Annotated in this window: 10 protein-coding genes, 1 tRNA gene and 1 pseudogene; 6 read left to right on the forward strand and 6 right to left on the reverse strand. The window is 54.9% G+C overall.

Annotation, left to right across the window (positions count from 1 at the left end):
- Nucleotides 1–30: 30 nt before the first annotated feature.
- Both FEM41_RS22060 and FEM41_RS25005 read left to right on the forward strand, forming a co-directional pair.
- Nucleotides 31–107, forward strand: a tRNA-Pro gene (locus tag FEM41_RS22060).
- Nucleotides 63–149: pseudogene (locus tag FEM41_RS25005) on the forward strand (hypothetical protein); the annotation flags it as partial. The gene FEM41_RS22060 and the pseudogene FEM41_RS25005, both read left to right, overlap by 45 nt.
- A gap of 493 nt (nucleotides 150–642) precedes the next feature.
- Here the strand turns inward: FEM41_RS25005 and mqo are convergent.
- Complete coding sequence (gene mqo, locus FEM41_RS22065; protein ID WP_138098482.1) at nucleotides 643–2,295, reverse strand: malate dehydrogenase (quinone); 1,653 nt, start codon at nucleotides 2,293–2,295, stop codon at nucleotides 643–645.
- A gap of 224 nt (nucleotides 2,296–2,519) precedes the next feature.
- On the reverse strand, nucleotides 2,520–2,834 hold the full coding sequence (locus tag FEM41_RS24675; RefSeq protein WP_168198846.1) for a hypothetical protein: 315 nt from the start codon (nucleotides 2,832–2,834) through the stop codon (nucleotides 2,520–2,522).
- Between the two features lie 429 nt (nucleotides 2,835–3,263).
- Here FEM41_RS24675 and FEM41_RS22070 point away from each other — a divergent pair, with 429 nt between their 5' ends.
- The 4 genes from FEM41_RS22070 (at nucleotide 3,264) to FEM41_RS22085 (ending at nucleotide 8,640) form a co-directional block, all read left to right on the forward strand.
- Nucleotides 3,264–3,497, forward strand: coding sequence for a hypothetical protein (locus FEM41_RS22070; protein ID WP_138098484.1), 234 nt, complete (start codon nucleotides 3,264–3,266; stop codon nucleotides 3,495–3,497).
- Nucleotides 3,498–3,578: 81 nt separating this feature from the next.
- Nucleotides 3,579–4,871 (forward strand): HlyD family secretion protein, encoded by a 1,293-nt coding sequence (locus FEM41_RS22075; protein ID WP_138098486.1) that lies wholly within the window; start codon nucleotides 3,579–3,581, stop codon nucleotides 4,869–4,871.
- The gene (locus FEM41_RS22080) at nucleotides 4,864–6,996 is read left to right on the forward strand and encodes a peptidase domain-containing ABC transporter (RefSeq protein WP_138098488.1); all 2,133 of its coding nucleotides are present in this window, start codon (nucleotides 4,864–4,866) and stop codon (nucleotides 6,994–6,996) included. Before FEM41_RS22075 ends, FEM41_RS22080 begins: the two co-directional genes overlap by 8 nt.
- A 150-nt stretch (nucleotides 6,997–7,146) precedes the next feature.
- On the forward strand, nucleotides 7,147–8,640 hold the full coding sequence (locus FEM41_RS22085) for a SulP family inorganic anion transporter (protein WP_138098489.1): 1,494 nt from the start codon (nucleotides 7,147–7,149) through the stop codon (nucleotides 8,638–8,640).
- Nucleotides 8,641–8,663: 23 nt separating this feature from the next.
- Here the strand turns inward: FEM41_RS22085 and mgtE are convergent, their stop codons facing one another.
- The 4 genes from mgtE to ada all read right to left on the reverse strand — a co-directional run bounded on the left by mgtE (nucleotide 8,664) and on the right by ada (nucleotide 13,701).
- Nucleotides 8,664–10,100, reverse strand: coding sequence for a magnesium transporter (gene mgtE / locus FEM41_RS22090; protein ID WP_138098491.1), 1,437 nt, complete (start codon nucleotides 10,098–10,100; stop codon nucleotides 8,664–8,666).
- A 163-nt stretch (nucleotides 10,101–10,263) separates the two neighbouring features.
- Nucleotides 10,264–11,910 carry a multidrug ABC transporter permease/ATP-binding protein gene (locus tag FEM41_RS22095; RefSeq protein ID WP_138098493.1) on the reverse strand — a complete coding sequence of 549 codons (1,647 nt, stop codon included), beginning with the start codon at nucleotides 11,908–11,910 and terminating at the stop codon, nucleotides 10,264–10,266.
- Between the two features lie 79 nt (nucleotides 11,911–11,989).
- Nucleotides 11,990–12,640 carry a DNA oxidative demethylase AlkB gene (gene alkB / locus FEM41_RS22100; protein ID WP_138098495.1) on the reverse strand — a complete coding sequence of 217 codons (651 nt, stop codon included), beginning with the start codon at nucleotides 12,638–12,640 and terminating at the stop codon, nucleotides 11,990–11,992.
- A gap of 2 nt (nucleotides 12,641–12,642) precedes the next feature.
- The gene (gene ada, locus FEM41_RS22105) at nucleotides 12,643–13,701 is read right to left on the reverse strand and encodes a bifunctional DNA-binding transcriptional regulator/O6-methylguanine-DNA methyltransferase Ada (RefSeq protein WP_138098498.1); all 1,059 of its coding nucleotides are present in this window, start codon (nucleotides 13,699–13,701) and stop codon (nucleotides 12,643–12,645) included.
- Between the last annotated feature and the right edge of the window lie 48 nt (nucleotides 13,702–13,749).

Raw genomic sequence — 13,749 nt, forward strand, 5'->3', positions numbered from 1 at the left:
GATAAAAAGGTAGTATTAGCCCCACTGAATCGGCACGTAGCGCAGTCTGGTAGCGCACTGTCATGGGGTGTCAGGGGTCGGAGGTTCAAATCCTCTCGTGCCGACCAAAATTCCCTGGGAAAAGCAGCCTTTATGGCTGCTTTTTTCTTTTATATTTCTGACCGATTCTGCAACAAAAAGTGGCACGTGCCATCCTCTATGCCATCCATCACCTCTATTCCATTCTTAGCGCCTCGGCGTGCGCAGAAGGTAATCTCTTACCCTGTTACAACATCGTCGCTACGGCTACGACAGGCGCGTCACCATGACCGTTTCTCGCTTCGCTCGGTCCTGCTCTACGTGCCACGTTTCGTATAATTGAGCGACATCCCACAGCAGGTACACCGCAGGATCTGAAAATAGTGAACCGGCGCTTTTTATGGCCTAATTTCCTTTCGACTTCACCCACTAAAAAGTCTGAAAATACCGCCAGAAATCTGGACTCCCTGCATCAAGCAGGTATGATTCCCCCCCGGCTAACCGATATATACCCGTCGGGACGGGGCTCTTGCATACGGCCCCGTTTTCTTCACCTTCCCTGTGCTCATCCCTTCCAGTGAGGAAAAAATGGCCCCCATTCGGGAGCCAGTGTCACGGTGCAGTTTAGAGCGCCATATCATGCCGGGGAGATTCTTCACCCTGTTCCGGCTCTGGCGAATCCATCCCAGCCTGGCCCGGCATCTGGATCACCGGCGGTTTGGTCAACTGCAACGTGGCGGCGGTATCATCCCAGACCTTCTGGGTCAGCGCCGCATTACCGTTAAGCTTCTCGCCGAAGCTCGGTACAATAGCGCGAATGCGGTTCTGCCACTGCGGTGATTCGAACTGCTGCGGGAACATCTGCTTAATCACATTCAGCGCGATAGGCGCCGCAGTGGATGCTCCTGGCGAAGCCCCCAGTAGCGCGGAGATAGTCTTCTGCTGGTCTACCACCACTTCCGTGCCCAGCTTCAGTACGCCGCCTTTATCCGCATCTTTCTTGATGATCTGCACGCGCTGACCAGCCTGGATCAGCTTCCAGTCCTCTTTTCGCGCGTTCGGGTAGTATTCCTTCAGCGCCGCGAAACGGTCATCGTCGCTCAGCATCACCTGACTCACCAGATACTTCACCAGGTCGAAGTTATCCAGTCCGACGTGAGTCATCGGCATCACGTTGCTGGTGGTGGTGGTACTGAGCAGATCGAAGAGCGAGCCGTTTTTCAGGAATTTGGTCGAGAAAGTCGCGAATGGCCCAAACAGCACTACGCGTTTGCCGTCAATGTAGCGGGAGTCCAGGTGCGGTACCGACATGGGCGGCGCACCAACCGAAGCCTGACCGTAGACTTTCTCAAGATGGCGTTCGGCCACGGCCGGGTTTTCCGTCATCAGGAAAGAGCCGCCAACCGGGAAACCGCCATAGTTATCGGCTTCCGGAATGCCGGTCTTCTGCAGCAGCTTCAACGCACCACCGCCGGCACCGATAAACACATACTTAGCATCGACCGCATGCTCCTGCCCGCTTTTCACGTTTTTGATGGTGACATGCCAGGAGTTATCCGCATTACGCGTAAATCCGGTCACTTCAGACGAGGTCTGGAGTGTAAAGCGATCGCTCTTCTTCAGGCTACCAATCAGCTGGCGGGTAATTTCGCCATAGTTAACGTCGGTGCCTACCGGCGTCCAGGTCGCCGCCACTTTCTGATTCGGATCGCGGCCTTCCATAATCAGCGGCGCCCACTGTTTAATCTGGCTGTGCGAGGTTGAATATTTCATTCCCTGGAACAGAGTAGACTTTTGCAGCGCATCATAACGTTTCTTCAGGTAATCAACGTTGGTATCGCCCCAGACAAAGCTCATATGCGGTGTGGAATTAATAAAGGCATGGGGGTCCTTTAAATTTCCACGTTTCACCTGGGCCGACCAGAACTGGCGGGAAATCATAAACTGTTCGTTGATATTCAGCGCCTTACTAATATCGATGGAACCATCCGCACGCTGAGGGGTGTAATTCAGTTCCATATTAGCGGAATGGCCAGTACCGGCGTTATTCCAGCCGTTAGAGGATTCCAGCGCCACACCGTCCAGTTTTTCCACCATCATCTGGCGCCATCCTGGCTGCAGCTCCTGGAGCCAGGTGCCCAGAGAGGCACTCATAATACCGCCGCCAATTAACAGAAAATCCGTTTTTTGCGGTACATCGGTATCAGCGTAAGTCGTTGAACTGACAAACATTGCCAGCGCCGTTAGCGAAAGAACACTCTTTTTTATTGCAGGCATAATAATGTTTTTTTGCGTTAATGAGTTATTTGAACGCGCATATTAACTTATTTTTACTTTATTTTAAAATCTCATTCACCTTCTACTAAACCACATATTTAGTAGTTGTTTGCTGTCAGTGGAAATAACAAAACCAAAACTTATCCTATGAAAAAATAAAAAAGAGATAGCAAAACGCTACCCCACGCAATAAAACAATAGTTTTTTAATTAAAGTAATCAATATTACTGACGCGCTGGCCAGAGTTCAAAACCGGCCTGACGGGCCCGATCAAGATCGCTTTTATCAATCTGGAATACGCCAACTTTACCGTCTGGCGCACCACACATCGCCACACGCGCCCGGCCATCATCCGACACTTTCCCGGCATCCATAGTCCGTACGCCGGAAACCATAAGCGACTGCCTCAACTCACTCAACGATAGTCTTCCCTGCTCACACTGCCTGCCGCTCATGGAATGCCAGACTTCTATTTTCTGAGCGCCGTCGGTGCAGGCCACCAACCCAAAAAGTAACACGCCTGACAGAATACGTTTCATCTCTTTCTCCGTTTCCGGATCCCCCCCCAAGTATAACAATCGGTCATTAGTTGGCGGTTTTTCACGCCTGTCGTTCGGAGAGTCGTCCGGACAGCGCAGTGACAGACTCATCAGTTTAAGAACAGTGTCAACGAAACCCTGTAGAGCGGCAAACGCCTACAGGGACATAATCGGTATGCCGGAAGCGTTTTAAAAGGGAGTGATTCACTCTTCAGCGCTCTTTACAGCAGCATTTTATTTCATAGCATCACATGCTGTAATAGATATTATCTGACTTCTCACCAATGGGATTTACACAAAAAAAATAAAACACCCCATAAATTTTCTTATTGCCAGCACTAATTAATGCATCTAACATTACCCCGTAAGATTATGGATAACTCCTAATTTTACGAAAATCATGTTCTATTTAATAAAAGGAATTACTCAATGCGTGAGTTGAATGTTTGTGAGGTAAATGAAGTTTCTGGTGCCGGTATCATTGACGACACTCTGACCAGCATTGGAAATCAGATTGGTACCGGTATCGATAATATCACCGGTGGCAACACTTCCGCTTCCGCTCTCTCGAGCGTTGGTCATCAGATCGGTCAGGTTATCGAAACTTCAATCACTAATTTCCTGAATAACGTTTTCGATTTTTTAGGCCTGTCAAAAGCTTAATATAAAAAATCATAAAAAAGTAACTTATGAGAGGCGCTTAGCCTCTCATTTTCACCAGCAATCTTATTTAAGAAATTCTGTATGAATGGACGACGTTTGTTCCGCCAGGAGGCTCTGGAGAATAAAAAGGCGAAGTGGGCGGGAAAGGCCCTGTTAACATCAGGTTATCCGGCATGGCTGGTAAGTAGCTGCTGTGCTATTTTCTTCCTCACACTCATTTTCACGGTTATTTTCGGTAGTTATACCCGGCGTATTAACGTCAACGGCGAAGTCATTACTCAGCCCCGGGCGATTAATATTTATTCACCTGCTCAGGGCATCGTATCAGCCGTACTGGCCAATACCGGTGAGACGCTAAAAAAAGGCACTCCTCTTTTTCAACTTGATATCAGCCGCGAAGGACGCTCCGGCAACCTCGCCACGAACACCACTCAGGCGATTGACAAGCAAATCCTCGAAATAAAAGACATTCTGAAACGGGTTGAAAAAAATAAAGCCATCTCATTGCAGGCGTTAAAAGAACAGCTGATGCAATCGGAAGCCGCTAATCAGCAGTCAAAGGCACTACTTGCCAGCTCAGGTCGCGGTATGGCGGATATGCGTAATAGCATGCAGAGCTATGAAGAGTATCAACGCAAAGGATTAATCACTAAAGATCAGTATAACAATCAACGCTATCTGTTTTACCAACAGCAAAACTCCTGGCTGAGCCTTAATAATCAGATAATTCAGGAGGAGATCAGCGCCAGTCGTCTGCGCAGCGAGCTACAAACGAATGCGGCGGATTTTGATAACCAGATATCCCAGTATCTTTACCAGCTTAGTGAACTTAATCGCCAAAGAATGGAGGCCGATGCTGGCGGAATGCTGATTGTTAACGCCTCCAGCAATGGACGGCTCGAATCACTGGGGGTAACAGAGGGGCAAATGGTTTCGCCTGGCGACAGCCTGGCCCAGCTCACGCCTACGGATATCAACGCTTACCGGTTGGTGTTATGGGTCCCCAATAGTAGCCTGCCTTATATTAAACCAGGTGACACACTTAATATTCGCTACGAAGCCTTTCCATTTCAGAAATTCGGCCAGTTTTCAGGGACGATTATGTCGATCTCCTCAGTGCCGGCTTCCCCCAAAGAGCTGGCAACCTACAGTAGCGCCCCCATGAATCCAAATGGCTCCCTGGCAGGCTCTTTTTATAAGGTCGTCGTAAAGCTAAAACAGCAGCAGATTATTCAGGATAATCAAAAAATGATGCTCAGTAGCGGCCTTAAGGCTCAGGTCACTCTTTTTCTTGAAAAACGCCCGCTCTGGAAATGGATGCTTTCGCCCTTTTACGATATGAAAAAGAGTATTATGGGGGCCGTGAATGGATAACGCGACCTTCAAACACATACTAACCAGTTTACAGTTTAGCTTGCGTAAAAAAGTCCCCCAGTTGCTGCAATCCGAAGCGTCAGAATGTGGGTTAGCATGCATGACAATGATCGCTCGCTATCACGGTATGAACGTCGATCTATTCAGCCTGCGCTCTCGCTTTGGTATTTCATCCCACGGCGCGACGCTAAAAGATCTGATAAATACCGCCGGAGCCATTCAGCTACAGACCCGGGCCCTGACTCTGGATCTGGACGAGCTTCGCCAGCTCAAAACGCCTTGCATACTGCACTGGGATCTCAACCATTTTGTCGTTCTGGTCTCAGTACGCGGTAATAAGTGCATCCTGCACGATCCCGCTTTCGGCCGCCGGGTGGTGGGAGAAAAGGAGATGTCAGCCCACTTCACAGGCGTTGCGCTGGAACTGTGGCCCGGAAGCGAATTTTCACCAGTCACCCAGCGCACCCGCATCAGCCTGGTGCAAATGCTGAAGAACATCGGCGGGCTAGGCCCGTTTCTGGTGAAAATTTTCTCGCTGTCTGTCGTAATCGAAGCTATCAACCTGCTCATGCCGGTCGGCACCCAATTGGTGATGGACCATGTTATCATGGCGCAGGATCACGATCTTCTCACGATAATCTGCTTTAGCCTGCTATGTTTCATTCTTTTCCGCATCCTGGTCGGCATGCTGCGGTCATGGTCCAGCCTGGTCATGTCCTCATTTATCGATGTGCAATGGAAAACCGGCCTGTTTGAACATCTCATGCGCCTGCCGTTGGCTTATTTTGAAAAACGTAAGCTGGGAGATATCCAGTCGCGCTTCACTTCGCTTGACGTTATCCGCAATACCTTAACAACCAACCTGGTCAACAGCGTTATCGACAGCATTATGGTTATCGGGCTGTTTGTGATGATGATTCTATACGGAGGCCAGCTGGTCTGGATCGTGGCGGGCTTTACCTTCATCTACGCGCTCATCCGCTTCATGACCTGGCAGCCCTGGCGCCAGGCTTCTGAAGAAAAAATCATCAAGTCTGCAAGAGCGGGTTCCCACTTCATGGAGTCGCTGTACGGCATTAATACCATGAAGGCGCTTAATCTTTCGCCGGTGCGCGCCCAGCAGTGGATTAACCTAAACATTGACACCACAAACTCCACCATCCGGCTTTCGCGCCTTGAGCTACTCTTCGGCGGGATAAACACCCTGTTAAGCATGATCGAACACGTCATCATTCTGTGGTTAGGGGCTTCGATGGTGATCGAAAATACCATAACGCTTGGTATGTTTGTGGCGTTTACCGCCTACCGCGCTCAGTTTTCTGACCGTGCCGCCGCCCTGATCAACGCGGTGTTAAGCATGCGGATGCTGACGCTACACAGCGATCGCCTGACCGATATCGTGATGACGGAGCCGGAGCATGTCGCACAGGACAGTGTCATACTGCCTATTGACGAAGCGCCGGAATTCCAGTTGCGCAACCTCACCTTCCGCTACGATAATCTGTCGGTGCCTATCTTTGCCAACCTCAATATCAAAATCGCCTCCGGTGAAAACGTCGCGCTCACGGGGCCGTCCGGAATGGGGAAAACCACCCTCATGAAGGTCATGGCGGGCCTACTGGAACCAACCCAGGGAGAGGTGCTGGTCAACGGTCTCGACGTAAGCAAAGTCGGCATCAATAACTATCGTAAATACATCGCCTGCGTACTTCAGGATGACAAACTGTTTGCAGGATCGATTGCCGATAATATCGCCAGCTTCGACACAGAGAAAGATAATGACTGGCTGGTTGAATGCGCCAGGCGTTGCAATATCCATGGTGAAATCATGCATATGCCCATGGGCTATGAGACATTGATTAGCGAACTGGGTGGCAGCCTTTCCGGGGGACAAAAGCAGCGCCTGCTGATTGCCCGCGCGCTGTATCGCCGCCCCAGCCTGCTATTTCTTGATGAGGCGACCAGCCATCTGGACGAGGCGAATGAAGCCCATATTAACGCCTCTATCGCCGCGATGAAGATCACCCGAATATTTATCGCGCACCGCCAGTCCACCATCGATACAGCGGATCGTATTATCGACTTACAGAAGGCGATCGCTCAAGCAGCATCGTCACAGGAGTAACACACAGGCCGCGCAGCGGTATTCACAGGAAAAATCGTGATACTGGAATCTGCTGCGCACTCCCTGTACTATCTTGACCTTTCGTGACCAAAGTCACACTTCGTCTGTACCCCATTCCGGGGAAAATGATAATAAACCTGCGAATCTACTATGTCTGAAGTAACACATCAGCCTGCCGTTGAGCAGAATCCAACTGTGCGTCAGGTGCTGGTTTCGCCGCGCCTGCTAACCCGGGAATGCCTGGCGGGTATCATCACTGCTCTGGCGCTCATTCCTGAAGTTATCTCCTTTTCCGTTATCGCCGGTGTCGATCCTAAGATAAGCCTGATCGCCTCCGTCGTGCTCTGTCTGAGCCTGTCTCTACTAGGTGGCCGCCCGGCGATGGTAACCGCAGCCGCGGGCTCAGTCGCGCTGGTAATAGGCCCCATGGTTCATGCCCACGGCGTGGGTTATATCCTGCCCGCGGTCGTGTTAGCCGGTCTGTTCCAGATTCTGTTCGGCCTGCTGGGACTGGCGCGTATGATGCGCTACATTCCCCGCTCGGTGATGACTGGCTTCGTTAACGCACTCGGGATCCTTATCTTCTGCGCCCAGGTTCCCCACGTCTGGGGGCAGAACATGACGGTCTGGCAACTGTTTGCCCTGACGCTGGTTATCGTACTGCTGCTTCCCCGACTACTGAAAAGCGTGCCTTCACCGCTGGTGGCAATTGTGGCGGTGACCGCCCTCGCCCTGGGCTTTGGTTTACAGACGCCGACCGTGGGCGACGAAGGCCCCATGCAGCCGGGGCTGCCCGGCCTGACGGAACTGATGGTGCCGCTGAATCTGGAAACGCTGCAGATCGTCTGGCCCTGCGCCCTGAGCGTGGCGCTGGTGGGGTTGATGGAGTCGCTGCTGACCGCCAAGCTGGTGGATGATTTAACAGATACGCCTTCCAGCAAGCGCCGTGAAAGCTGGGGACTGGGCGTAGGCAATATTCTGGCGGGTTTCTACGGCGGTATTGCCGGTTGCGCCATGATCGGTCAGACCATGGTTAACGTAGAGCTGGGTAAGGGGCGCACCCGTATCTCTACTATCGCTGCCGCGCTGTTCCTTCTGCTACTGGTTACCGGTCTGAGCGCTCTGATGGCGCGCATTCCCATGGTGGTGCTGGCGGGAATTATGATGGTCGTCGCCCTGAAAACCCTGGACTGGCACAGCCTGGCACCCTCAACGTTGAAGCGTCTACCGCTGTCTGAAACCCTGCTGATGGTGGTGACCGTTGCCGCCACGGTCTGGACCGGCAACCTGGCGATTGGCGTAGTCGGCGGCGTGGTATTCGCCATTATCCTGTTTGCCCGCCGCGTGGCCCACGTGATCCACGCCGACCGCGAACTGGCGCCGGACAGCCAGTCGGTGCGCTATACGGTGCGTGGACCGCTGTTCTTCGCCAGCAGCAACGATCTGTTCGAGCACTTTAATTATGCCGGGGACCCTAAGAAGGTCATTATCGACCTCACCTGGGCACAAATCTGGGATGCTTCAAGCGTGGCGGCGCTGGATGCCATTGAAAATCGCTACCGACGCCATCAGTGCGAAGTGGAGATTGTCGGGCTTGATATGCGCAGCCGCAGCTTCCATCAGAAGCTGAGCGGCCTGCTGTAACAGGCGGCTGGCGGCGCTCCGGTTTACATCAGGAACAGCGTCGCCAGCCCCAGGAAAATAAAGAAACCGCCGGTATCGGTAATCGCGGTAATCATCACGCTGGAACCCACGGCAGGATCGCGCCCGAGTCGCACCATCACCATCGGCACAATAACGCCCATCACCGCCGCAACCAGCAGATTCAGCACCATCGCCAGCGTCATTACCGCTCCCAGCGCCATATCGTCGTACAGCAGCCAGGTTACGATGCCCATAATGCCGCCCCACACCAGGCCATTGATTAACGCCACGCCCATTTCACGCCCCAGCAGAAAACCGAAGTTGCCAGGCTGAATGTGCTGAAGCGCCAGGGAGCGTACAATCATGGTGATGGTCTGATTACCGGTGTTGCCGCCAATACCGGCCACGATGGGCATCAGCGAGGCCAGCGCCACCAGTTGGGAGATGGTATGTTCAAAACCATCGATTACCCTTGAAGCGATAAACGCGGTGCAGAGGTTAATGGCAAGCCAGGCCCAGCGGGATTTTACCGCCTTGCCTACCGGTGCGAAGACATCCTCTTCCGCGCTGATCCCCCCCATCCGGCGCAGGCCGCTGTCGGTCTCTTCGATAACCACATCGACTATTTCATCAACCGTCAGACGCCCCATCAGCTTACCCTGGTGATCGACCACCGCGGCACTGACCAGGTTGTCTCGTTCAAAGGTGCGCGCCGCTTCTTCATCCGGGTCGGTCGGAATAAAGGTGACGGGGTTTTTCTCCATCACCTCTTCCACCCGGGTCTGGGGGCGGTGCAGCAGAATAGTGGTCAACTCCAGCTCACCCAGCAGCGTCATATCCCGGGTGGTGACAAAGAGTTTGTCGGTGTTTTCCGGCATTTTGCCCAAACGCCGCAGGTAGCGCTGTACCGTGGCCAGGGTGATCTCAGCGCGGACCGTGATGACCTCGAACTCCATGATGGCGCCGACGCTGCCTTTTTCATAGCGCAGCACCTGCCCCACTCGGGCCCGCTCTTCCGGTGACAGGGTTGCCAGCAGGCGGCCTGTCAGGTCGCGGGGCAGGCGCTGGGCCAGGTAAATCTGTTCGTCGATATCCAGGGTACTGAGCACCCGTAGCAGGTCGCGGTCGCTCATCTCATCGATCAGATCTTCCCAGACGTGCTCAGAAACCTCGTGCAGCACCTTACCGCGTTTCTCTTCCCCCACCAGGCGCCACAGGGCGTGACGCTCTTCAGAAGGCAGCGCTTCAAGGGTATCGGCCAGGTCGGGCTCGGGAAGACGGCGGGCCAACTGGGTGACTTCATCAATATCGTCATGTAACCGCTGTGCGTCATGCTCATCCACGGGACCGGGTTTACCCAGTATCGCTTCGGTGACCTCTTCCCCTTCGGAGAGCAGATAGCGAATGCGCGCCCGGTCTGCGGCACGCTCTTGAATACTGTATTTAACAGTCGCGGTCATAACTCGACATCCCTGGAAACATTAACTCAATCGCGCCTTCCCGTACGGGAAGGCAGCAAGCATACTGGCAGGCTCTGTAAATAATAATAAACGACCGCCATATCGCGCTGTTCTGGCGTAAAAAAAGCGATCGTTCGCTGGAATAGTGCGCAATCGTGGTTGATTAACTGCCGGTACGGGCCACCGCATCACGGCTGGCGTGTTCGCGATCTTCGCCCACCAGCTCGCTCAGTTGCCCCTGACGCATCTCCAGCAGGCGATCGGCATGCACAAAGTAGTGATCGTCGTGACTGATGGCGAACACGGTTTTCCCCATCTGCTGCATCAGCGGCAGCAGCACCTGGTAAAACTCACGGCGAAAGTGAGGATCCTGATCCGCGGCCCATTCATCCAGCAGAATAACATCGCGCTGTTCCACAATAGCCAGCAACAGCGCCACCCGCTTCTTCTGCCCTTTGGAAAGCTTCAGGTTCAGGATGCGTCCGTCGTCCAGCCTTAGCTTATTTTCCATCTGCAGACGCGCCAGCCACTGCTCCACCAGCGCCGGATCCGCGCTCTGACCTTCCGGCCCCAGCAGCCTCTCGAACAGACTGACATCGGTAAAGACCGCCGAGAACAGGCTACGCCAGGCCTCCATATCCTCTGCGGCAAGCGGCCTGCCATCCAGACACAGCGAACCGGAAACCGGCCGGTACAGCCCGGTTAACAGCATCGCCAGGGTCGACTTGCCGCTGCCGTTGCCGCCAATCAGGAACAGCAGCTCGCCGCGTTGAATGGTCAGGTTAAGCGGCCCGACGGTGAAGCCCCCTTCCCCATAGGTAAAGACCACATCGCGCAGCTCCAGAGTCTGCCATGCTTCAGGCGCCCGGGGATGCTGGAAGCTTTCACGATACGCCTCCAGCTCAAAGCGGTTCAATTTATTAAAGGCCACCTCGGCGGCAAGTAGCGTCGGAAGCGCCCCTACGGCAGAAAGCATCGGGGTGCGCAGGAACAGCAGCGTCAGGGAGTAAGTCGCAGCCACATTGGTGTCGGCCCAGCCCAGACTGTTGGCCATCCAGAAGACCAGGCCGATAGCCCCCAGCATCATAATGTTGGACCAGTTAAGAGCGCTAAGATGGAAGGTATCGGCCCGGATAATATGGTGCCGGTACTCTTTGGCATCGGGAATATAGGTATTCTGGTAGATATCCGCGGCGCGTTCGCGATTCAGGGTCAGCTCCTTGCATCCCTCCAGCACCGTCTGGTAGTCGTTGTAGAGCTTGTCTTCGGTTTCACGCAGAATCGCCATATGGCGATAAACCCGGGAGACCAGCAGCCAGCCGCCGATAATGGTCACCACCACCCAGGCGGCGGTGGCAAACAGCATGGTGGGCGATAGCCAGGCCAGATAAGCCGCACAGCCCACCGTCAGAATAATTCCCTGCACCAGCTCCGGCAGGCGCACAAAGGCGATGGTAATGGCCCGCACGTCGCTGGTCAGCCCCGCCAGTAGCGAAGCACTGCCTAACTGCTCCAGGCGCTCGACGTGAGTATCCAGAATCCGTTTAATAAATTCGCTACGTAGCCGGTAAACAAAGTGGTGCCCCAGGGTAGTAAGCGCTAACTGGGAGCCCAGAGTGACAACAATCAGCAGCAGCAACAGCCCAAGAAATTCCGGCAGTATCGACAGCGAGCGATCCACCGTTTCGATGAGGCGCAGATTGATAAAAGCAATAAGTCCAATGCCTAATGCGGCGCTGGCGAGGCTTAACGCCATCACCATCAGAAAGGGCCAGCGATACTGGCGCCAGACGACAAAGAGAAGTTTCATAAACCATCAATCCACAACGACGCTAAATCAGCGGGCAGTTTAAACGGCTGGCGCCAGACGGCAAGAATAATTCTTATTTTTACTCGCTTTGCGCGACCCGACGAAAGGTCAGATTATAGCGGCATTCCCCCGTAGCAGGATGATGGCCCGGTTTTAAGGGCTGAATACCGTGATACCACAGGCGCGACGGACCTCCCCACACCACCACATCGCCATGTTCCAGTAAAAAGCGGCGCAGCGGATCGTGACGCTTAGCGCCGCCAAACTGGAAAATGGCCGGCAACCCCAGCGACACCGAAACAATAGGGGCGCTAAGATCGCGTTCATCTTTATCCTGATGCAGCGACAGCTTCGCCCCGGGAGCATAGCGGTTGATCAGACAGGCATCCGGGCGGAACTCCGGGTAACCCGCGTCGAAGGCTGCGGTTTCAGCCAGCCGCCGCAGGGCTTCGGGCATGGCAGGCCAGGGACGATGATTTAAGGGATCGCATTCGGCATAGCGATAGCCCTGAGGACTGCTCACCCAGCCCAGCGGGCCGCAGCTGGTCATCGCCACCGACATGCGGTATCCCCCCGGCGTCACCATCTGGCGGAAAGGAGAGTCTGTCGCCACCTGTTCAATCGCCTGCAGCAATGACTGCGCCTGCGCGCTGGCAAAACGGCGCAGAATCATCGCCCCCGGCCCCAGCGGCTCCTGCCAGGGAGCTTCACCGTCAAAAAGACTGAGCATCGTTACTCCTCCTGTTCGGCTTCCCGCGCCAGTAGCAGTCGCTTACGGGCCACGCCCCAGCGGTAGCCAGAGAGCGCGCCATCCTGGCGAATAATACGATGGCAGGGGATCACCACCGCCAGTCGGTTCGCGGCGCAGGCGCCAGCCACCGCCCGGGTGGCCTGCGGTCGCCCGATACGCGCAGCAAGCGCCTGGTAGCTCAGGGTGGCGCCAGCGGGAATACTGCGTAGCGCCTGCCACACCTGACGTTGAAACGCGGTGCCCTGTAAGTCCAGCGGCAGCGCGAAGGCGCCTTCAGGCCTGTCCAGCCAGCTCACCACCTGGGCGACCCGTTGTGCAAAACCGCGATCGTCGGCATCCAACCGTGCCCGGGGGAACATCTGCGTCAGCTCCGCCACCAGGCTTTGAGGCTCGTCCCCCGGCAGAATGGCGCAGATACCGCGTGCGCTTTCCGCCACCAGCAGCGCTCCCAGCTGACAGTGCGTCAGGGCATAGCGAATATCGGCCCGCTCGCCGCCCTGGCGATACTGACGCGCCGTCATCCCCAGCGCGGCATCCGCCTGCTGATAAAAGCTGCTACCGGAAGGATAGCCGGCATCGTAAAGCGCCCGGGTCACCTCCTGCCCGGACGCCAGCGCCTCGCGCACCTTGCTGGCGCGGCGGGCCTGCTGCCAGGCCCGGGGGGTCAGGCCGGTCATAGCTTTAAACAGACGATGAAAATGGTACGGACTCATCGCCACCTGGCGTGCGAGTTTTTCGAGCGTCAGCGGCGTTTCGCTGCGCTCCAGCAGGCGGCAGGCCTCGATAATTCGCTCCCGCTGCCGCGCCCGGGCATCCTCTCTGTCCGGCTGACAGCGTTTGCAGGGGCGAAAGCCTGCCTCCGCCGCTTTAGCGGCATCCCCGAAGAAGCGAACGTTGCGCCGTAGAGGATGACGCGCACGACAGGAGGGGCGACAGAAAATGCCGGTGGTGATCACGGCAAAGACGAAGTGACCATCCGCCGCCGAATCCCGCGCCTGAAGCGCCTGCCAGCGGCATTCATCGGTGATGTATTCGGTCATAACGGACTCCTTATGTTCAGGTTTTCCGCTACTGTGCCAGCCAGCTCC

The sequence above is a fragment of the Jejubacter calystegiae genome (assembly GCF_005671395.1).
Taxonomy (GTDB): domain Bacteria; phylum Pseudomonadota; class Gammaproteobacteria; order Enterobacterales; family Enterobacteriaceae; genus Jejubacter; species Jejubacter calystegiae.